Origin of the sequence: Methanolobus vulcani, from assembly GCF_900100715.1 — an archaeon.
GTDB classification, from domain to species: Archaea; Halobacteriota; Methanosarcinia; order Methanosarcinales; family Methanosarcinaceae; genus Methanolobus; species Methanolobus vulcani.
The window spans coordinates 66,918-88,465 of the sequence record NZ_FNCA01000008.1 but is presented as its reverse complement, the minus strand read 5'-3'; the positions used below and the strand labels follow the sequence as shown (position 1 = coordinate 88,465).

The following is a 21,548-nucleotide window of genomic DNA, read 5'->3' as shown; positions in this document are numbered from 1 at the left end:
ATTCAAAAGAATATTTCATCTTCAGGAAGTCTGCTTTTTGGAACTGGACTATCTGCAGCATAACCCAGAGTTACTATTAATGTGGGCGTAAGATTTGCTGGCAGATCAAGAACCTTGCTGAGAGCATCTACATCAAATCCCTGTATGATACATGAATCCACGCCCAGTGACTTCGCTCCAAATACAGCTGCTGCTGCTGTTATATACACATTTTTTTGTGATTCCACAAGTCTCTCGTCATCGGAGATACGACCAAACATACCATCAACTGCCATCTGATAATATTTGATGTTCTGCTGCGGAACCTGTGCCTTTTTCATACCTTCTATATTTGCCTGGATATGGCTGTCCCAGTCAGTATTTGCACATAAGACCAAAATGTGTGAACAACTTGGAATCTGAGTCTGTCCACCAAATACATGTGGTGCAAGTTTTTCTTTAATCTCAGCTTCATTTATAATCTTGATTTTCCATGGCTGAACATTCACAGCAGAAGGACTGTTCCTGATCATTTCCTTTATGAGTCCCAGAGTCTCATTATCTATCTTCTTATCAGTATATTTCCTGCTGGCATATCTTGCTGTTGTCAGTTCTTTGAACTCCATATTCATACCTCTTTCAATAAACCCATGCTTATTGTAGAATAATTACTTAGAATAAGTATATTTTACACTATAAATAACATCTGCAAATTAGAAATAGATATGATAGATTCACAAAGAGACTCAACATCTCATTGTGGATCTATTCTTGCTAATGATTCAATATTCTATTGAGATTATCCTATAAACTGGAAGTTCTCAAATTGCCATGGGTCCGGATCATGTTCCACTGCCGGATTCTCCTTAAAGAAGATCTTACGGTTCTTAAGTGGTGTCCAGTCAGATGGTGTGGATATGAAATTACCAAGATACGGTAGGGCAATGTTCAGGACAAAATCATGTGGAAGATCTTCAGGTGTTCTGATCCCTTCCTTCGGATTCTCAAGCATCCAGAGTACAGCAGCTACTACACCGGCAGCTACCTGAAGAGTTGTTGCGTTCTGACCTGGAGCAAGAGACCTTGTGTCGTCGATACTCAATGCACTTCCGGTCCACCATGAATTGTAAGAATGACCCATCAGAAGTGCACCCAATATATCTTCACCGGAAACTATCTCATTTGTCATTATTCTGAGCTTTGACTGAAGCTCATAGTTGCGTCCACGTAACTCAAAGAGAGATGAAAGTGTATCATGACATGGCATGTAAGCATAATGAATGGTTGGTCTGAAAACCGCTTTCTCTTCATCCCATACTGTCAGTAGTTTAGAAAGGCCGTATGATTCACCGTGACGGATAACCATACCCACGATCTCTTCGTCAGGTATCCATGACCTTACCCAGGTATTCATACCCATCTGTGGCATGAAAATAACATTTTGCGGGCCAAAGTCAGGAACCTGAGCCAATGGTGGCATCTTGTTCTCATGTGTGCCCCAGGCAATTTCCACAGGAGCTGTTCCTTCTTCTCGAAGTCCTTCTATGCTCCATGTACCTACGAACTCATCAACTTCCTTTGCGCGGTTAGCAACCTGTGTGTCGCGTTCACTGCAGTGAATAACTTTTACACCTAGTTTGTGGGCAAGTTGAGCAAAATCTCTTTTCTCAGCAAGCTGCTTAATTTCTTCTTCTTCTTCAGGGGAGACTATTTTGTCCGCACAGGTGCGTTCTGCAATATCCAGAATGCCCTGCTTTACAAAATGTGTAATAAGACCGGGGTTTGCACCATGATCTACAACGGCAGTAGGTGCATCCTTCCAGTCACGGGAAAGTTCAAGCAATTTCATCTGGCGCAGATAGAGGGATTTTTCCAGCAGGCTTCTGTTAAGGAAATCTTCAGTAGGGTCCCATACTTCTACGGATGTGTTTACATACAATACGTTATGCTCATGGCACCAGGTAATGATGTCAATTGCATCAATATTCCATGAAAGGTCTATTATCAGGCCATCATTATCCATGTGTCTGGATAAGACCTGACTCAGGTTTTTCGGTGTGATCTTTTCACGGACAAATGTTAATCCCTGATTAGTATATTTTTTCAGGGCTTTTGATTTGTCTTCAAAGTCTATTAGCGTAATGTTTTCTAACGGAACATCGAGTTTGTCCAGTAAAAGTGGTAAGGTGCACTGTGAAACCGAACCATAACCGATGATGAGAACCTTCTTTGAGAATTTGGGTTTCATACCTTTGGTACAGGCATCCCTGACATATAACTTTTTGTCTTTTGGGCCTGTTTAACCAGAGTAAATCAAAAGTCATGAGTATAAAATGAGGTAACCGTCAAAATATATATTCATACTGCTTTGTTTTGAATGTTAATTGATTAAAAGATGGTTATTATGAATCTATATGTTATAAGGCAGGGATTATAGATTTAATTGAAGAGAAGAAGCTTCTGTAATCTATTATTAATGTAAAATGCTCTAATCAATAAATAAAAAGAAATAGTCAGAATAAGATAAATAAATGCGACTTATTCAGCTTGATTGAATAAATCGCCTTACGTTTTTGTGTTTAGTTTTATGAAATGAGCAGTCTTTCTACTACTTCGCCTTCTTCTATTGCATCAAGTATTTCCTCGATGTCACCTGCTGTAACCTCACCATACCAGATCTGCTGTGGGTAGATCATGACAATTGGTCCTTTCTCGCAAAGACCTACACATCCGGTTGCAGTAACCATCACTTCACTTTCAAGGTCTCTGTCCATTACTTCTTCAGCAAACATTCCTACAAGGTTGTGTGACTTTTTGTTCTCACAAGCGCCCTTTACCATTCCGTTTAGTCTTGTGCTTGCGCAAACGAATATATGAGTTTCTGGTTTTTGCATGATAATCCTCCTTAATCAAGTTCAGTCTGTGTTTTGAGCTGTATCGTTAACTGATGAATACTCGGAATGCATTTACTGATGTTATTATATTTAAAACTTCGTTTTAGCCATATTTTGCTATTTTCGTTTACTAAATTAATGGTTCACTAAAAAGAACAAACATTAAAAAAGCCATGTACCATATAGAGAGTCTTAATCTAAGGATAGTTAAAAGACAGGAGTGAGCGAAATGGGTGATTACGAGCTAAGTGATATTGAAATTAAAACCATTGACAAGTGGATAATGGAAAACATTCTCCCGCAAAAAGGATCAAAAAAGACTCATGCAAGCTTTGCACTCAAAACCTTATTTGAGGAATCACCTGTTGGTTTTTTTATCACAAATAAACAGTTTAAGGAAGCAATGGTCAGATGTAATTTCTCACCAGTGAATAAAAATAAATTAAATTGGGATTTCCGGGTTTCCCTGAGATCTGAATCCTGATACAAGATATTCTTTAAAAGCTTCGAGATCATTGGTTTTGAGAATTAACATAGGAATGTATGACCCCTCATTAAATTTTGTTCTGAAAGAACAATGAGACTGTGCAAAAGACTCGATCGTTGATACTGAGATCGGATGCTTCAAGATCTTATCTGAATATTCTACATAATCTTTGAATATACTTACTCCCATATCACACGGGAACAACAGCAATGCATCCGGCAGACCACAAATGTTGAATGGAAACAACCTGCATATAGCTGGTCTTTTATCATATACGGTGCATCGATCAAATCTTAGAAAGGGACAGGGAGGAGATATCTTATGATGATGTTCTTCATCTTCGTTGAAGGGCCTGACCTTATCAGCTTTATATTCCGGTGTCTGTTTTAATCGTTCCAGATCATTTTCATCCAGCCTGATGTCTGCTATTTTACAACAAAAAGCATTACAGCTGGAAGGACAGGAATAATGCGAGAGGATTACCTCAACAATTTCATAAGTTTCAGAAATAAGCAAACCAACCACCTTTAATTTTCTAAGATAATAAGTTGGTAAACCGGTTTCTATATGAATTTTTCTAAATTATCTTTTAAAGGTATTCCAGAACACAAATTACTAAAAAATGAAATGGAGTTAAAATATGAATCAATGAGGTATTTTTAAAAATGCCTAGCTATTCTTAGCTTTTTTTGAAGACAGGAATATTGAAAGCATTTCGAGCTCATCAAATGGAATTTGCATTTCATTAAGGCTTGTCCTTGAGTGGAATTCAGTAAGTTCTGTCTCATACGAGTCTACATTTTTTTGCCATTCTTCTTTTATCATGGCCTTTTCTTCATCTGATGCTCCGGATCTTGAAAATGATTCAACGATCAATTCGGCAAAATCCCTGATTATCATAAATCCAATAGGACATGGCTGCAATCCTACAGAGTTACCTGATGTATTGACTTTGAATGGATACATACCACAAACAGTAGGCCTATTTTCATAAACACCGCATCTGCCATTTTCCTTGAGGAAAGAACAGGGTGTGACCATCTGATAAAGACCTGCGCATAATCCTTCGTTTGTGATCCTTTTTGCTTTCTCACTGTCTATGCCTGTCAGGACTTTCACTTCATCCTCAAAAAAATGTATCTGCCCATTACAACAACAATGTGCTTCACATGTTTCAGGGCACTGATAATGTTTCAAAATGTTCTGTACAACGCTATAGCGAATTTCTTTTTTGACAGCAGCGCTTATTTCCATAAACCTTATTTCACCAGCTTTTTACCCATTCGGGCTATTCTGAATTATTCTTGTAAATAAATATCAAGAATATAATGGTTTTGCTTAGAATAAACTGATTAGAACTAATTTAAAGATTAAAAAGAGGTTAGATAATGATTAATATTGGATATGTATGTTTTTAGCTTTTTTATGAAAATAAAGCCTTATAATGAGCTGTTTCTTATAATAAAACAAGATAATATAGTATTTTAAGCTTAAAAAACTTCTATTAATCAATATATAACGAAAATATCAAATATTATGCGATATTTTGGATAAATGTATTAAATGATTTTGACGACTATCTTTGAAATCAAAGATAAAAACTGATAGCAGCCATAATTTGAACTGTAAAAAATGAAATACAAAACAATTATCTTCCATTCCCAAAATGTATGCTAACGTGATACACTGCATCAAATAGTGAAACATCTTTGAATTTCAATTGATGGTTCATGTAAATATTATACATAGGATGTTTGTAAATATCTACAACACGACTTGTCTCAATTTTTACATTTTCTACAAGTACATCCTGTCCTTTAACAATAGAAGATTTGCCACATAACTCATTAATATTTGTTGACATTTCATTCAACATTTCATCTTTAATCAATTGAATATAGTTTGATGATGACATACGTGACTTCCCCAAAATGGTTATGCAATTAATAATTGTTATAGTTTTCCAAAAAAGACTTTTTTGCACATAATAATATAAAAAACATAATAAGTTCAACAATTGAACATATTATTAGAGGTGAGGCAGCAATTCTTAAAAAAATATGGGAGTTTGGTTATAAAATCCCTTAAACATCAACGATAGAACCTTCAGGAAATATCTTCCTGAATACAAAACCAACCAGTGGACCTGCAACAAACACTATCAGAGGATAGGCAAATAAAGCATTAATGGCTAGATTTGAAGCCCAGGTCAAAGGCAGTTCTTTTGAAATCCCAACTGATAAGATTGAAAAGCATAATGACATTAAAGTTGCCATTGCGGCAACAAAAACCAATGCTGTAATAGCTCTTTTCTGGAAAGGGGTATGATGTTGTTTGTGTAATTTTAATACCAGTTTCATCCCATGCCTTCCTACAATGAAATATTCAAGTGTAAATGCAATTATAAAAGTAGGAGGGAAACTTAACCAGGTTACTTTAATGAGATCTGCAGAAAATCCCTGATGTACTGTTATGTTATATCCTGTCATTACAAAAGCCATAAAGCAAACATACATGAATGTATGGATCAGATTCTCTTTTTTCTTAGTTATCAAATAGTCACCTTGTGCATGTGATTTTTTAGTAATAAGAAAGTTTAACACAAGGAGTGTTTATATGTATCAAAAAAATTGACATCTTCTTATAATAGCTGATAGTAGTCCAGATCGAAGATAAATTTAACGCATGTTGTCCTGTTTGCAGTCAGCATCATTTACGTTATTTATATTTCAGTAATTTGAAAAGCCCTTTAGATGGCTTGTAAACCCTGTCTGAATATCTATTAATCAGTTTCCAGATACATCCGTTAACAGTCTTTGGATGAAATGTGGGATTAGATTCCATTATCATTGATGTCAGTTCTGACCAGCGTAGCCCTTCCGGATGCTTTTCGAGTAATTCAAGTGCTGTCGCATTTATCCGTTCAGTAACTTTGGATGATTGCTTATCTGGTTCCGGTGATTTTGGCATAAAAAGGATTGATTTTATGCAAATAAATAATTGTTGAAAAAATGGGAGATTAAACTCTATTGTAGGCAATGAATAACTTGATAGATTCCCCGGGATTCGGCAAAGCCAGCCTTTTCCAACAAGATAAAACAAAATAATCTGCAAAAATCTGAATAGTTTATTCACAGGACTTCTGTAGCATTCTCAGTAAAATGCAATAATCTCTTGACTAATCTTCTACATAGCAGCATCGCAATGTACCGCTTTTGGTGAATGGTTACTTTGTTTTTAGCCCGGAGGTTGTTTTTGTATCACTGAAAATGAACAAAGATTGCTGATATCCATAAAAATTGAATTGTCATCTCTCTGTCAAATAAAATATATGCAATGAAAAGTGATTACTACTGTGAATGTTTATCTGATCTTTGCGTGGATATGGGCTGCAATGATAGCTACAGCTTTCTGGGAAGCATATGTTGAAGGCAGAAATGCAGGTAATCGAGGGAAGATCGGTTGGACGATCCACTTTGGTAAGCATGTCAGCCTCACAGCCTATCATTTCTATCTTTTCTTTGTCATGTGGCCCTTGCTGCTGACCCTGCCGCTGGTTGTCAACGGCTGGGATATCCACCTTTTCGGAATGCTTGTGAGTGCATATTTCTCAGGCATAGTCATTGAGGACTTCACCTGGTTTCTCGTGAACCCGGTCGTTAGTTTCTCTGAATGGAACCCCGAATTTGTTGATTATTATCCCTGGGTGAAGATTGGTCAGACAAACCTACCTGTAATGTATATCACATATCCCATAATCGCTTTGCTTGCATGGTGGTTTTTATGGGCATGATTTCATGCAAGCCTGTTATGTTGGGAAAAGTTTTCTCATAAAAAATGCTTCAACTTAAGGGCTAAATAAATCATATGAAATATTAATACAAAGATAAGTGTTATATTTCTTTTAGTTCCATAAATATATGAGGTTTAGAAATGGAAAAAGTAGAAAAATACTTCTTTGCCTTAGTGGGACTGATCATTGTTATCCTTCTGGTAGTAGTAATCAGCATGATGAGTAATCAGCAATCAAATTATGCATATATGCCAGGTTACAATCAGCCAGGAGGCATGATGGGGCAGGGATATTATGGTGAAGGCGGAATGATGGGATCCGGTTATTATTCTCAGAATGGTATGATGGACTCTGGCTATGTTTACCCTTATGGAGTGGATATGAAAACAAATTTTACTTCAAATGGTGAAACAATCTACTACACGGGTTACAATGTAAGCGGGCAGAAGATCGCTTTTACCTATGGCCCTAATTGGCTTTACGTACACGGTGGAAGTTGTGTCAACTGCCATGGAGTTGATGGTAAGGGTGGTGTTCCGGTCATGATGGCCTATACGGTACCAGCTGACATTACTTATAGTACCCTTACATCTGGAGATGAAGTCTTTACCGATGAGAACATCAAGGCGGCAATAAGAGATGGTGTTGATCCTGCTGGCAAACAACTTGATCTGGTAATGCCAAGATGGCAGATGTCTGACGCAGATCTGAATGATATTATTGAGTATCTAAAAGAAATATAAGTTTTTGAATCCAGATACTAAATAACTGGATTTTCCTTATTTTTTTAGCATTCTTATTTTTGGCTTTATCAATATTCTTATAGTTGACTCTTGAAGACTGTTCGGAATAAGAAACATCAAGGATTTTGATAAATAACTCATAATATGAATTAGGTATTTATATCTAAATTTAAATAATAATTTGCGAAGTAATTTTAATTGTATTAGAACCAGTTTTTGACATTGAAATATTTCCTAGAGGTTTTGAAAAGGATTAAACAATATAAGTTTTAACTTGAAAACTGACAGTTCATGACTTTCTCAGGAAAGAGCCATGGAAAATAAAATAAAACTTCTTCCTTAAGATAAACAGAAGTTTGTTGAAGGAATATAAGTAAAGATTATAAATGAATTATGATTGAAAATCATAGATGAAGTAATAATAGGAGATCAAAACGAATATGAAACCTGCAAAAAATCCAGGAAGGTTTCTTCGCATTCCTCTTTTCCAGGGAGTATTACCCTCAAGCCCTAAACAAATACCTATGGAGATCACTGCAGGGATTGCATTCGCAGCATTCGCCATTCCAGAAGTTATGGGGTACACCAGGATTGCAGGTATGCCTTTAGTTACCGGAATTTACACAATCCTGCTTCCTATGCTAGCTTTTGCCATTTTCGGTTCATCCCGCCATCTTGTGGTCGGAGCCGATTCTGCAACTGCAGCGATAATAGCGAGCGGACTTATAACAATGGCAGTGCCGGGATCTCCTCAATACGTTGCATATGCCGGAATGATCGCTCTAATTGCAGCAATCTTCATTCTTATTGCAGGCCTGCTGAAACTCGGTTTTCTGGCTGACTTCCTCTCTCACACAGTTCTGATAGGATTTCTATCAGGTGTAGGTATCCGTATCTCGATCTCACAGCTTGGTGGGATGTTAGGGATATCCTCAGGGTTAGATTGGACGCTAATGCATCTCTCATCTTTACTCTCGTCTATAGTAAAAACCCTGGCTCTTACGAACGTTCCTACTCTTATAGTCTCATTATCTGTGATAGGGATTATAGTTCTTAGTGAAAGAATTGAAAGTAAAATCCCCGGTGCACTAATAGCTATCGTCGGGGCAATTACCGCAAGCTGGATGTTTAATCTTTCTTCTTACGGGATCATTATTCTTGATACGATACCCGTAGGTTTGCCTCATCTCGGTTTGCCTCAAGTTTCGCTTTCTGATATTCCCAAGCTTCTTAACATTTCAGCGGCCTGTTTCATTATAATTCTCGCCCAGAGCGCTGCAACTTCCCGGGCTTATGCTATGAAGTTTTCCGACACTTTCAATGAAAATTCAGATCTCATCGGACTTAGCCTTGCCAATGTGGCGGCAGGGATCTCAGGTACTTTCGTGGTCAATGGCAGTCCGACAAAAACCGAAATGGTCAGAAGTGCAGGAGGGCGTACCCAGCTTACCCAGCTCACAACGGTCTTCATTGTTGTGATAGTTCTGATGTTCTTTACAAAGCCATTCGCTTATTTGCCCACTGCCGTACTTTCATCGGTGGTGTTCCTCATTGGTCTGCGACTTATCGATACCAAAGGGATGGCTGCTCTTTACAGACAGCGCCCTGTCGAATTCAATGTTGCCCTGATAACAGCTATGACAGTTGTAATTATAGGTGTTGAGCAGGGAATTGTGATATCTATAATACTCTCGGTTATTGCTCACCTGCGCCACAGTTACCGGCCACTGAACCTGCTGCTTGTTCCAAAACAGGGAGGAGCCATGAGGACAGTTCCACTCGAAAAAGGGCAGCAAGCTGTAAAGGGGCTTTTGATATACCGTTTCGGTTCAAATCTCTACTTTGCTAACGAAACCCGTTTCATGGAAGAAATAATTGCACTTGCCAAAAAAGATGGGGGACTTAAATGGTTTTGTGTTTCTGCTACGAATATCGAAGATATCGATTTCACATCGATAGAGGCGCTTAAAAATGTATGCACCAAATTGCAACAAATGAATATCACTCTTGTATTAAGTGATGTGGTGCAGCCTGTTATGGATGAGCTTGATAGGGACGGTATAACTGAAATGATCGGTAAGGATCATATTTTCGAGTCAGTTCAGGATGTACTGGAAGCTTACAGGAACTTGCAAGAAGAATGATTTCTTTGACTGGATGAAGATGGGTCACCATTTAAGTTTGTATATATGAACCAAATATGCAAATGACATTGCTATCACAAATATCTCACTATAGATTTTTGTATAGAAGTAAGTGACAAATCAAAAGTTTCGTATACAAAATCAGATTCTATAGGGGTATTATTATTCTATTTAACAGTCACAGTATTATTTTATATCCGAATAAAGTCATAAAAGTTATGATGCAAGATTGCGTATTAATAATAACGTCTCTTAATACTGGAAGTGAGGTTAAAAATGAAATTACTTCTTCTTAATTCTGAATAGAATATGAACATGGTATAGGCATGCGTTTTAGTGGTGCTAAACTTCGCATTAAATATATTTAGGTATTGGCTCTAAAAATACAATGGCAGGTATAAAAATGATCATAAGAAAAGCAAGGCTATCAGATGAAAATCAAATCAAAAAGCTTCTGAAATCAATTCCAGGAGTCTGGCAAGAGCTATGGAGAGAAAATGTAGTTGAGATTGTTCTACGTAGCAGCGGAGGTAATGTACTGGTTGCAGAAGAAAATGAAACAATCATAGGATTTGCTTCTTTTCATGACTGTGGTTTCAGAGCATATTTAAGTGAATTGGTTATTGCAAAATCGGAACAAAATAAAAGAATTGGTATGAAGTTGCTACAAGAGGGAGAAAGAATGCTTTCTTCACAAGGTTGCCATCTGGTGATTGGAGATATTTTTCCACCTGCAATCAGTTTTTATGAAAAGAATGGATGGAAATGTCCTTCATCTGTACTTCTATCTAAGTTATTAAACGATATAGACTAAACAATTAATGTTTTCACTTTGAGTATATGCCCCTCTAATAAAGATGCAGGCCTATTAGCCTCACATGAGCATTAAGAGTAAATGGCTTACTGGCTTCAGTTTCAGCTAGAATATCAATATAAAAAACCTTTCACTCCCTCCAATGCTCCGGCTTATTCAAAGCATCAGCACAAATAACCTGGCCTTTAACTTTACCACTAGATTCTGAGTTTAAAGGATATACCATCCATGCACCTGCATGCTCTTCGGGAATCGGATAAGGTGCATCAAAACCCATACATCCGGCATTCTGCTTAAATCCGTACTTTGGATAATAGCTTTCATGTCCGAGAACAAATACCATTTCAGCGCCAATTTTTCTCAATTTCTCCAAACCTTCATTGATCAACATTCCACCTATTCCTTTTTTTTGATGTTGTGGTTTTACTGCAAGAGGTGCAAGGAGGTAAATTAAAGGAGATGTTTTTCCATTTAAAGTTGCTTTTGTAAATAAAATATGTCCAACTGCTTCATCGTTCTTGAAAGCCAACAACGATAAAACTGGTGCTGCGCTTTTGTCTTCAAGAAGTTCAGATACTAAGATTGCCTCCTTCTCATAACCAAATGCTTCTTTTTCCACGCGCATTACATCATCAAAATCAGATTCTTTTGCTTCCCTGATATGAATATCATCTTTCATTTTTATCATTAGAAATAATGTATAATTCATTTAAAGGCTTTCCAGCCTTTCCCTAACATGAGCATTCAAACTAAAAGGCTTATCAGCTTCGGAATTCTTCTTCATGTGGTGTAAAGTACCTTTTGAGAATCCTATTTTCTTCCATTCTGTATAACTGATGATAAGAATCTTCTTTCTCAATAGATTGGTATCGTCTCTCTTCCCAATGTAAGCAGGTTTGCTGAATTCAACAGTTCTCCTCTTGCCTACTAAGTATTGAGCTAATTCCTAGCCTTCAACAAAAGAATACTTCCCCAAGTAGTATTCTTTTTTCTGTATTCTACTCTGGAATTCATCATAGCATTTAACTCATCTGTGAGCTTCATCTCATGCAAGAAACCAACATGAGAATAAAGACAAACTGAATTAATGACTCTTATACATTCAGCTTCAAGCAATGAATAGCCATAATTTAGCATAACGTTAGTCTTATCTCATGCTCCTGTTCCTTTTGAGTCTCTGCATCATTTAATTGTTCATCAGTAACAGACCATTAATTTGCATTCTTCTGAAAAATGTAGAATGCATAACCATATTCATCCGGGATTTCTCTGAAGAGTTTTATCTCTTTTCTGTTAAACTCAAGTATCATTTCTGCCTCAGTGTTTCCTTTGTAGTTATCACTGATCTCATCAACTCTTTTTTCCAGATTGTCATAAAACTCGTACCAGACAGAAACTGGCAGCTTAAAGTTATCAATGACATCATATCCTACTGCCTTGATAACTTTTTCAGTGTTAGGTATGTTCATTATACCAGGATATATCTCCTGCCAGAATTCAACAACTTCCGGAGAAGGTTCGTCCGTGAACCATGTGTTCTCTGTCACTGCCATATAGCCACCACTTTTAAGGAACCGTTTCCAGTAGCTGATCCCCTTTTCAAAACCAAGGATAAAGATGGAGCCTTCTGCCCAGATCACGTCGAATTCTCCTGCTTCAAAAGGCAGGTCATCCATGGAAGCACAAACTGTAGTAATCCTGCCATCAACTCCTGCTTTAGCTGCATTTTCCATCAGTTTATCCAAAAATGGCTGGTAAATGTCAGTTGCAGTAATATGACAGTCCTTACAGATCTTAGCAAGATGAATTGTCTGCATACCGACACCACATCCAATATCAAGTATCTTAGTACCTGCGGGAAGGGAAGAAAGCATATTGAATGCTTTTTCAGTACATTCATTACTACCCGGTCCCTGTCTGGGTAACCCATCAAATATCTCAAAAATTGCTGATTCCGATTCCATATTTGCACCTATATTTATCATTTATTTTACTTGATATAAATATGCAATAAAGTCCATATGATTTATTGATAATTGCATTGATAATTACAAATTTATATGTTCAAGCAGTGATTCTTAATACCACGCAGAATAGATAACAGTTTTACTTTACGATAAACTAAAAAGTAGTGAAAAGATGGATGAAAAGTTACTTGCAAATATCGGTTTGAACAAATATGAAAGAACCGTTTACTGGATGCTTTTTAAAAAAGGAGAGCTGGAAGCAAGTAAATTATCACAGTTATCAAGAGTTCCCATTGGAAAGATCTATGAGGTTTTGAGTGATTTGAACAAGTATGGCCTTGTGGAGATCAAACCTTCCAGACCACGAAAATACAGGCCTGTTGATACGAAAATTGCTTTTGATGTTATGTACAAAAGAAGAGAAGAAGAAGCACTCAATGAGCTCAAACTTCTCAGGGAAGCATTGGCTGAAATTGAACGACAGCTCTCCAATGATGATTCTCCAACGCATGTTGAAACAATATTCTGGCCTGACAAGTTCCATGATGATGAACTAAAAGAGACAGTTAATTCATTTTTTGAGGATATTGAGCATGAAATATGTGTTGTTACTCCCATTAAGTATAAGCCAGGAGTATCAGAACAATATGATGATTCAATGTCAGTATTCAGCAAGGCTTACTTAAATTTGGCACAGCGTGGTATTTATGTTAAAATTCTGGATTCCCACTCTCAACTGTTACCGTCAATAAAAGAACTTGTTACTTCAATAGAAGATGAGTCAGTCAAAAGTAATGTTCAGAAATTCATGGAAATAAGAATTCTGGAAACAAAGCATGATTTTGTTATCTTTGATTCAAAGACGCTCTTGCTTGATATTGAAGATCAGATCAATACGGATACCAGCCTCGGTATGACGCAAATTCATGATGAATCATATACAAAGCGTTTCAAGGCTAAATTCGACGACCTCTGGAATAAGGGGAAGCGATTCGATCTCGCATAAACTGGTCTAAGTTATGAGCTTCTTGTTGATGCCTGCTAGTTTGTAACCTCATTGAATTGTTGCATGATACTTATGGAATAAATTGTAATTTAAGCGACAGAAGACAGAAAATACTCAGTATTTCTTATTCTGATTGGAAAAAGTTAGGATTTTCAAAGGGAACATTGCATTATATGAAGAAAAATGCGAAGGCAGACACTCCTTTTACGCTTAATGCACATAATAAAGAACGCTTGGATAAGTGGGAGAAACTTGTTGCAAATGGCTAATTTTGATGGAGACATGAGTCTCCTTTGTCTCCTCGTACAATATTTAGGAGACATTCCAAGAGACATGGGAGACAAATTCAAACGACAGATAGGAGACGGACACAACGGACAAAGCGACAGACTCAGGAGACTTTTCTAGGATATAAATTAAACACTGAAAAGTACCTTGAGAAGATGCGATATACATAAATTTAAATTTATTAAGTTTAATTTATGAAGTTGTGTGACATACAGTGTTCAAACCATTTTATTGATACATACTTATTATTTTATTCAGGGGCTTCTTAGATGCCATCAAAACAGAATATGGAGACACTCCAATAATGGAAAAAATCACTCTCTCAGAACTTGAACAATATCTATGGGATGCAGCAAACATCCTACGAGGTCCTGTAGATGCATCGGATTTCAAGGCATACATATTCCCGCTTTTGTTCTTCAAGAGAATATCAGATGTCTATGATGAAGAATATAATCAAGCATTGGCTGAATCTGATGGTGATGAGGAATATGCATCTTTTCCAGAACTGCACGATTACATAATTCCTGAAGGTGCTCACTGGGATGATGTTAAAGAGAAAACAACCAATGTTGGTCAGGCACTTCAGCATGCTTTCAGGGAAATTGAAAAGGAAAATCAGGACAAGTTATACGAGATATTTGGTGACGTTAACTGGAGCAACAAGGACAGATTATCTGATGAGCTTCTGATAGATTTAGTTGATCATTTTTCAAGTAAGAGCCTTTCCAAGAAGTATGTCGAACCTGATATGCTGGGGCAGGCTTATGAATATTTAATCAAGAAGTTTGCAGATTTGACCAACAGAAAAGCAGGAGAGTTCTATACTCCAAGAACTGTCGTTCATTTAATGGGTAGTATCCTCAAGCCACAGGAGAAGGAATCCATATATGATCCAGCATGTGGTTCGGGTGGCATGCTGCTGGAAGCATATCATTATGTTAAGAATAAGGGTGGAGATGAGAGGACACTGAAACTTTATGGTCAGGAAAAGAATCTGACAACCTCATCTATTGCCAGAATTAATCTGTTCTTACATGGTGTCCAGGACTTTGGGATTATCAGAGGCGATACACTGAGAAATCCTTCTTTCCATGAAGGCGATATGCTTTCTCAGTTTGATGCGGTGATAGCCAATCCCCCATTTTCTTTGAAGAACTGGGGACATGAACACTGGTCGCATGATCCATTTGGAAGGAATATTGCAGGAACGCCACCAAAGAGTAATGGAGATTACGCATGGGTTCAGCACATGATATCATCCATGGCTCCAATGACAGGCAGAATGGCAATTGTATTACCTCATGGTGCATTGTTCAGGGGTGGAGCTGAAGGTAAGATCAGAATGAAGCTGATTGAAAATGATATGCTGGAAGCTGTGATTGGTCTTGGACCTAATTTGTTTTATGGTACTAGCATCAGTGCATGTATCCTTGTGTACAGAAATCAGAAGGATGAAGCCAATAAGAATAAGGTTCTGTTTATTGATGCTTCTGAGCAATACCAGAAAGGAAGAAATCAGAATTTCTTTTTAGAGGAACATGCTGAGCAGGTTCTTGAATGGTATGAGAAGTTCGAAGATATTGAAGACATTAGTAAGGTAGTAGATATTGATGAGATCAAGCATAACGAGTTCAACCTCAATATTTCCAGATATGTCAGGAAGCAATTTGTTGTCGAAGAGATTGACCTTAAAGAAACCTTCAAGGAATTGAATGATGCATACGATGAGTTCCTTGAATCCGAGGAGAAAATGAAAGCTTTGCTGAAAGAGGTGGGTGTATTATGAGCAAAATGATATCACAGCAGGAACTTGAGCAGTATCTCTGGGGAGCTGCTGTACTTCTCAGAGGTGTTATTGATCCTGGAGAGTATAAGAGCATTATATTCCCGTTGATGTTCTTTAAGCGTATATCTGATGTATATGATGAAGAGTATCAGGAAGCTCTTGAAGAGTCTGATGGAGACAAGGAATACGCAGAGTTTGCAGAGAACCACAGATTCCAGGTTCCGTTGGGTGCACACTGGGAAGATGTCAGAAACGTTTCCACCGATGTTGGCAAGGCAATAAAGACTGCCATGAGTGAAATTGAAAAGGCCAATCCTGACAGACTTGCAGGAATTTTCGGCGATACTAACTGGACAAATAAGAACCGTCTGACCGATAAGATTCTGATCGACCTTGTAGAACATTTCTCAACAATCAATCTTTCACTCAAGAATGTACCACAGGATGAGTTCGGTACAGGCTATGAGTTCCTGATCAAGAAGTTTGCTGATGACAGCGGCCATACTGCTGCGGAATTCTACACCAACCGTACTGTTGTACGCCTGATGAGCATGATTGTTGACCCTAAAACAGGCGAGAGTATCTATGATCCAACATGTGGTTCAGGAGGCATGTTACTCAACGCTGCTCTTCTTGCCAAGGAAAATGGTCAGGAGTACAGGAATATCAGTCTGTACGGGCAAGAAATCAATATCATAACCTCAGCAATCGCAAGGATGAACATGTTCCTCCACGGTTTTGAGGATTTCCATATTGTAAGGGGAGACACACTCTCAAATCCTGCATTTGTGGAAAATGACAGAGTTAAACAGTTCGATATGGTTCTCGCCAATCCACCGTATTCGATAAAGAAGTGGAATCAGAAAGCTTGGCAACATGACCCTTGGAGCAGAAACATCTATGGAACACCACCCCAGGGATGTGCGGATTATGCTTTCTTTCAGCACATCGTTTCTTCCCTGAAGGAAGATACTGGGAGATGTGCAATACTCTGGCCACATGGAATTTTGTTCAGAGATGCAGAATTGGATATGCGTAGCAAGCTCATAGAAGATGATCTAGTAGATTGTGTAATTGGGCTTGGACCAAATTTATTCTACAATTCACCAATGGATTCCTGCATTGTAGTCTGTAGCAAAAACAAACCAGAGGAACGAAAAGGTAAAGTCGTTTTTATTAGAGCTTATGACCAAATCATAAAGGAAAAGACTCAAAGTTTCCTTTCAGATGAACATATTTCCAGCATATACAAATGGTATTCTGATTTTAAGGAAGTTCCAGGAAGGACAAAGATTGCTACATTACAGCAAATCAGAGATAATAAACATGTTATTAATGTCGCATTATACGTGCGACCTGAATTATCAGAAGAGAACCAGAAAGAAGAACAAACTATTGAAGAGGTTGTTTCAGAGTGGCAGAATAGCTCACAACAGCTAAAAGAATCCTATTGTAATTTATCAGATGTTCTCAAGGAGGTTATAAATTGAACCAGGAAATTCCAGAGAACTGGATAAAAGTCAAGTTCAAGGAACTTGCAAAACAAAAGTCCGTTAGAGTAGATGATCCAGGTGAGTCTGGGTATGAAAAATACGTTGGATTGGAACATCTTGATTCAGGGGAACTAGTTGTAAAACGATATGGCAGTACAAGTGATGTCACATCTACGATGAAACTATTTGAAAAAGATGACATTCTTTTTGCCAGAAGGAACACATATCTTAGAAGAGTATCTGTAGCTCCCTTTGATGGTGTCTGCTCTGGTGATATTATCGTTTTAGAGCCAATCCTTAAATATATAGTAGAGGGCTTTTTACCTATTTTTATGCAATTTGAACCATTTGAGAACAAAATTATAGCACTTTCGGCAGGTGCATTTTCAAAAAGAATCAAATGGAAACAACTTGCTGAAGAAGAAATTGTAATTCCTTCTATCGAAGAACAAAAAAAGATTGTAGAAACAATATGGAGTATTCAGGATAACCTAAATCGAATAGAAAAACTCCTATTAGTATCACGAAAAGTAAAAGAAGAATTTCTAAATAAATTGTTAACTAAAGGAATAAATCATAGTTCCTTCAAAAAAACTGATTATGGGGACATACCTGAAAATTGGAATGTTATAAAGTTATCAGAAATTGGGGAAGATAAAGACTCGATTGTTGCAGGTCCTTTTGGATCAAATCTAAAAGTTAAAGACTACAAAGAATCTGGTGTCCCAATTATTCGTTTACAGAACATTGAGAGAAATAACTTCATACTTAAAGATATCAAATATATATCAAAAGAGAAAGCTGACGAATTATCTTATCATTCATATAATGAAGGAGATATTGTACTTGCCAAGTTAGGTGATCCAATTGGCAAGACATGTGAAGTGCCAGCTTATATGAAAAATGGCATTGTAACTTCTGATGTAGTACGAATTAGGGTTTCATCACAAAAAGCAAATAAAAAGTTTATTGAATATATGCTAAATTCTCCAATTTGTAATTATCAATTTGTTGCGAAAACGGTTGGAAGCACTAGACCAAGAGTTAATTTATCTGATGTAAGGGATTTAATTATTTTTCTTCCACCAATATCTGAACAAAATGAAATCACAGATATTTTTTTAGAATTAGATAGAAATATTCAAAAGTATCAAGAACATAAGAATAATATTGAAAATCTAAAACTTAAAGTTACAAATGATTTTATTTCAGGAATCCTAAAAATTCCCCAAGAGGCTCTTCAAAATGTTCAATGAGGAAAATTCAGTCGAGAATTTTGTCAGAGATCTTCTGACAAATATGGGATGGAAATTTGTACCAAGAGAGCAGCTTCCAAGGAGGGAAGTTGATGTGCTGGTTGAGAAGCATCTCATAGATTCTCTTATCAGACTGAATCCTTCCATTGCTGAAGAACCAGGTCGTGCTGATGAAGTTCTTTACAAGCTTCGAGCAATTATCCAAAGTGCAAAGGGAATGGGGCTTGTACGGGCAAACGAGGAGTTTTCCGAGTGGATTCGTAATGAGAAGACCATGCCTTTTGGGGAGAACGGAGAGCATGTTTCTGTCAGACTTATTGATTATGATAATCTCAAAAACAATGATTTCATTGTAACAACCCAGTACACCTTTAAGACTGGTCAGGAGAGAAGACCTGATATTGTTCTGCTGGTAAATGGTATTCCACTGGTAATAGGAGAGGCAAAAAGTCCTGTAAGACCTGCAGTATCATGGGTTGACGGAGCTGTACAACTGGAAGAGTACCAGAACTCTGTTACTGAGATCTTTGTACCTAATGTATTCTGCTTTGCAACTGAAGGCAAGGTCTATCGTGTTGGCTCCATAAAGTTACCAATAGAGAAATGGCAACCATGGAGAGAGACTGAGGAAGATGCATTCGATCTGCTGGATGAAGTCAAAAGCTCCGTTAATAGAATGCTCAAACCTGAAGTTGTCCTTGAACTACTGAAAGATTTCACCCTGTACAGCACCACAAAAGGTGGCCAGAAGATTAAGATTCTCTGCCGTTATCAGCAGTATGAAGCTGCAAAACAAATCGTACAGAGAGTTATCGATGGAAGGATCAGAAAAGGTCTGATATGGCATTTCCAGGGTTCAGGTAAATCCTTGCTCATGGTTTACGCAGCTATGCAACTTCGACGTAACCCTGAACTCAGAAGTCCTACCGTGCTTGTGGTTGTGGACAGAATAGACCTTAATTCTCAGATAAGTGCAACCTTTAATGCTTCCAATGTTCCGAATGTTGTCATGACTGATTCAAGGGAAGAACTTGAACAGCTACTGAAACAGGATACAAGGAAAATCATAATCACAACCATTCATAAGTTCGGAGAAGCTGATGGAGTTCTCAACGACAGGGAAAACATCATAGTCCTTGTTGATGAAGCCCATAGAACCCAGGAAGGTGACCTTGGTCAGAAGATGCGACAAGCTCTTCCAAATGCATTCCTATTTGGTCTCACAGGTACGCCAATCAACACCAGGGACAGAAACACATTCTGGACCTTTGGTGCTGAAGAAGACGAGAACGGATATCTTAGTCGGTACTCTTTCGAACAGTCTATCATAGACAAGGCAACCCTGCCAATCTATTTTGAACCACGTCCCGTTGAATTACATATCAATAAAAAAGCCATTGATGAAGAATTCGAATGGATGGCAAAGGAAAATAATCTGAGCTACGGTGACAAAGCTGAACTTTCTGATCGTGCAGGAAAATACGGAGTCCTAGCTAAAACACCTGACAGAATTAGTAGAGTCTGTAAGGATATTGTCCAGCATTACAAGAAACATGTTGACCCCAATGATTTCAAAGGACAGGTTGTCGTATGGGACAGAGAAGCCTGTCACCTGTACAAGCAGGAAATTGACAAACACATGCCACCTGAAGAGTCTGCTGTTGTTATGACGCTGAGGCAGAAGGACCCCGACGATTGGAAGCAAAGTTATTCCCTGACAGACGATGAACAGGAAAAACTACTGGACAGGTTCAGAGATCCCAATGACCCACTGAAACTTCTTATTGTAACATCAAAACTGCTTACTGGATTTGATGCACCAATCAACCAGGCAATGTACCTTGACAAGCCAATGAAGGACCATAACCTTCTGCAGGCAATCTGTCGTGTTAACAGACCTTACCCAGACAAAGACCATGGATTAATAATAGACTACCTTGGAATATTTGACAATGTAGCATCAGCTTTGGATTTTGATGTCGAGGAAATGAAAACAGTAATCTCCAACATTGAAATGCTAAAAGCAGAGTTCCCCCGTGCTTTGGAAACTTGCCTTTCACATTTTGAAGGTGTTGACAGAACCCTTGATGGATATGAAGGCTTGCTCGCAGCCCAGGATTGTCTGAGAACAGATGAAAGCAGGGATTTCTTTGCAGCTGATTACTCATATTTGTCCCGTCATTGGGAAGCTATATCCCCAGATTCATTTTTGGATCCATATGAGAAGGATTACAAATGGCTTACACAAGTATATGAATCCATAAGACCGCCAAGTGGAAATGGAAAACTTATCTGGCATGCCCTTGGTGCCAAAACACTGAAACTTATACATGAGAACGTCACAGTGCAAACAATCAGGGATGACCTTGAAACCTTGATAATGGATGCCAATATTCTCGATCATCTCACGGATAAAGATGCTGATGTAAAAGGAAAGAAACTTGCCTTGAAGATTGAATGGAGATTACACGTTCACGTAGATGATCCCAGATTCCAGGAGCTTGGAGAAAGACTGGAGAAAGTAAAGGAAATGCATTACAGAAATGCTATCAGCAGTATTGATTTCCTCAAAAAACTCCTAGAAATTGCCCGTGACACCGTCAAACTGGAAAGAGAAACTGAAGCAGAGCCAGTTGACGATACAAAACAAGCATTAACAAAATTGTTCCTTGAATGCAAGGTTGAAACGACACCAGCAATCATAGAAAGAATTGTTAATGATATTGATGAGGTTGTTAAATATACCAGATTCGATGGCTGGCAATGGACATCTGCAGGTGAGAGGGATGTTCAGAAAGCTTTGCGTAGGACTTTGTTGAAGTATAAGTTGCATAAGGAGAATGAACTGTTCGACAAGGCTTATGAGTATATCAGAGAGCATTATTAAGTGAACCT

Annotated in this window: 22 protein-coding genes; 11 read left to right on the top strand and 11 right to left on the bottom strand. The window is 37.8% G+C overall.

Going from position 1 to position 21,548, the window contains the following annotated elements; all coding sequences use genetic code 11:
* Positions 1–2: 2 nt before the first annotated feature.
* From BLP52_RS11410 to BLP52_RS11400, 3 genes are all read right to left on the bottom strand, one after another.
* Positions 3–605 (bottom strand): NAD(P)H-dependent oxidoreductase, encoded by a 603-nt coding sequence (locus BLP52_RS11410; protein ID WP_162272982.1) that lies wholly within the window; start codon positions 603–605, stop codon positions 3–5.
* A gap of 173 nt (positions 606–778) precedes the next feature.
* Complete coding sequence (locus BLP52_RS11405; RefSeq protein ID WP_091710612.1) at positions 779–2,227, bottom strand: saccharopine dehydrogenase NADP-binding domain-containing protein; 1,449 nt, start codon at positions 2,225–2,227, stop codon at positions 779–781.
* 337 nt (positions 2,228–2,564) lie between these two features.
* A complete protein-coding gene (locus BLP52_RS11400) occupies positions 2,565–2,873 on the bottom strand; it encodes a (2Fe-2S) ferredoxin domain-containing protein (protein ID WP_091710611.1) in 309 nt (102 codons plus the stop codon).
* A gap of 229 nt (positions 2,874–3,102) precedes the next feature.
* On the opposite strand from BLP52_RS11400, the gene BLP52_RS11395 reads away from it, so the two are divergent.
* On the top strand, positions 3,103–3,357 hold the full coding sequence (locus BLP52_RS11395) for a hypothetical protein (protein ID WP_091710610.1): 255 nt from the start codon (positions 3,103–3,105) through the stop codon (positions 3,355–3,357).
* On the opposite strand, the gene BLP52_RS11390 is transcribed toward BLP52_RS11395, so the two are convergent.
* From BLP52_RS11390 to BLP52_RS14455, 5 genes are all read right to left on the bottom strand, one after another.
* On the bottom strand, positions 3,316–3,876 hold the full coding sequence (locus BLP52_RS11390) for a YkgJ family cysteine cluster protein (protein WP_162272981.1): 561 nt from the start codon (positions 3,874–3,876) through the stop codon (positions 3,316–3,318). The genes BLP52_RS11395 and BLP52_RS11390 overlap by 42 nt on opposite strands.
* 153 nt (positions 3,877–4,029) lie before the next feature.
* Positions 4,030–4,614, bottom strand: a complete 585-nt coding sequence (locus BLP52_RS11385; RefSeq protein WP_091710608.1) for a YkgJ family cysteine cluster protein — start codon at positions 4,612–4,614, stop codon at positions 4,030–4,032.
* Positions 4,615–5,008: 394 nt separating this feature from the next.
* Positions 5,009–5,275, bottom strand: coding sequence for a hypothetical protein (locus BLP52_RS11380; protein ID WP_091710607.1), 267 nt, complete (start codon positions 5,273–5,275; stop codon positions 5,009–5,011).
* Positions 5,276–5,444: 169 nt separating this feature from the next.
* On the bottom strand, positions 5,445–5,876 hold the full coding sequence (locus BLP52_RS11375; RefSeq protein WP_274377649.1) for a DUF2798 domain-containing protein: 432 nt from the start codon (positions 5,874–5,876) through the stop codon (positions 5,445–5,447).
* Between the two features lie 202 nt (positions 5,877–6,078).
* Positions 6,079–6,330, bottom strand: a complete 252-nt coding sequence (locus BLP52_RS14455) for a hypothetical protein (RefSeq protein WP_154717861.1) — start codon at positions 6,328–6,330, stop codon at positions 6,079–6,081.
* A 385-nt stretch (positions 6,331–6,715) separates the two neighbouring features.
* On the opposite strand from BLP52_RS14455, the gene BLP52_RS11365 reads away from it, so the two are divergent.
* The 4 genes from BLP52_RS11365 to BLP52_RS11350 all read left to right on the top strand — a co-directional run bounded on the left by BLP52_RS11365 (position 6,716) and on the right by BLP52_RS11350 (position 10,854).
* Positions 6,716–7,153, top strand: coding sequence for a hypothetical protein (locus BLP52_RS11365; RefSeq protein ID WP_091710604.1), 438 nt, complete (start codon positions 6,716–6,718; stop codon positions 7,151–7,153).
* Positions 7,154–7,293: 140 nt separating this feature from the next.
* Positions 7,294–7,896: a c-type cytochrome gene (locus BLP52_RS11360; RefSeq protein ID WP_238380816.1), complete on the top strand. Its 603-nt coding sequence runs from the start codon at positions 7,294–7,296 to the stop codon at positions 7,894–7,896.
* A gap of 440 nt (positions 7,897–8,336) precedes the next feature.
* Positions 8,337–10,040, top strand: a complete 1,704-nt coding sequence (locus tag BLP52_RS11355; RefSeq protein ID WP_091710603.1) for a SulP family inorganic anion transporter — start codon at positions 8,337–8,339, stop codon at positions 10,038–10,040.
* Between the two features lie 388 nt (positions 10,041–10,428).
* Positions 10,429–10,854: a GNAT family N-acetyltransferase gene (locus BLP52_RS11350; protein WP_091710602.1), complete on the top strand. Its 426-nt coding sequence runs from the start codon at positions 10,429–10,431 to the stop codon at positions 10,852–10,854.
* Between the two features lie 130 nt (positions 10,855–10,984).
* On the opposite strand, the gene BLP52_RS11345 is transcribed toward BLP52_RS11350, so the two are convergent.
* The 3 genes from BLP52_RS11345 to BLP52_RS11335 form a co-directional block, all read right to left on the bottom strand.
* Positions 10,985–11,542 (bottom strand): GNAT family N-acetyltransferase, encoded by a 558-nt coding sequence (locus tag BLP52_RS11345; RefSeq protein ID WP_238380815.1) that lies wholly within the window; start codon positions 11,540–11,542, stop codon positions 10,985–10,987.
* Between the two features lie 251 nt (positions 11,543–11,793).
* On the bottom strand, positions 11,794–11,991 hold the full coding sequence (locus BLP52_RS14710) for a CRISPR-associated endonuclease Cas1 (RefSeq protein ID WP_238380814.1): 198 nt from the start codon (positions 11,989–11,991) through the stop codon (positions 11,794–11,796).
* Between the two features lie 74 nt (positions 11,992–12,065).
* Positions 12,066–12,818, bottom strand: coding sequence for a class I SAM-dependent methyltransferase (locus BLP52_RS11335; RefSeq protein ID WP_091710645.1), 753 nt, complete (start codon positions 12,816–12,818; stop codon positions 12,066–12,068).
* A gap of 175 nt (positions 12,819–12,993) precedes the next feature.
* Here BLP52_RS11335 and BLP52_RS11330 point away from each other — a divergent pair, with 175 nt between their 5' ends.
* From BLP52_RS11330 to BLP52_RS11305, 6 genes are all read left to right on the top strand, one after another.
* Complete coding sequence (locus BLP52_RS11330) at positions 12,994–13,827, top strand: TrmB family transcriptional regulator (protein WP_091710601.1); 834 nt, start codon at positions 12,994–12,996, stop codon at positions 13,825–13,827.
* A 261-nt stretch (positions 13,828–14,088) separates the two neighbouring features.
* Positions 14,089–14,235 carry a hypothetical protein gene (locus BLP52_RS14450; RefSeq protein ID WP_154717860.1) on the top strand — a complete coding sequence of 49 codons (147 nt, stop codon included), beginning with the start codon at positions 14,089–14,091 and terminating at the stop codon, positions 14,233–14,235.
* 184 nt (positions 14,236–14,419) lie between these two features.
* Positions 14,420–15,904 carry a type I restriction-modification system subunit M gene (locus BLP52_RS11320; protein WP_091710599.1) on the top strand — a complete coding sequence of 495 codons (1,485 nt, stop codon included), beginning with the start codon at positions 14,420–14,422 and terminating at the stop codon, positions 15,902–15,904.
* The gene (locus BLP52_RS11315; RefSeq protein ID WP_091710598.1) at positions 15,901–17,394 is read left to right on the top strand and encodes a type I restriction-modification system subunit M; all 1,494 of its coding nucleotides are present in this window, start codon (positions 15,901–15,903) and stop codon (positions 17,392–17,394) included. The genes BLP52_RS11320 and BLP52_RS11315 overlap by 4 nt, the downstream gene beginning before the upstream one ends.
* On the top strand, positions 17,391–18,653 hold the full coding sequence (locus BLP52_RS11310; protein WP_091710597.1) for a restriction endonuclease subunit S: 1,263 nt from the start codon (positions 17,391–17,393) through the stop codon (positions 18,651–18,653). Before BLP52_RS11315 ends, BLP52_RS11310 begins: the two co-directional genes overlap by 4 nt.
* Entirely contained in the window at positions 18,643–21,540 is a 2,898-nt protein-coding gene (locus BLP52_RS11305) for a type I restriction endonuclease subunit R (RefSeq protein WP_091710596.1), read from the top strand. Before BLP52_RS11310 ends, BLP52_RS11305 begins: the two co-directional genes overlap by 11 nt.
* The last annotated feature ends 8 nt before the right edge of the window (positions 21,541–21,548 follow it).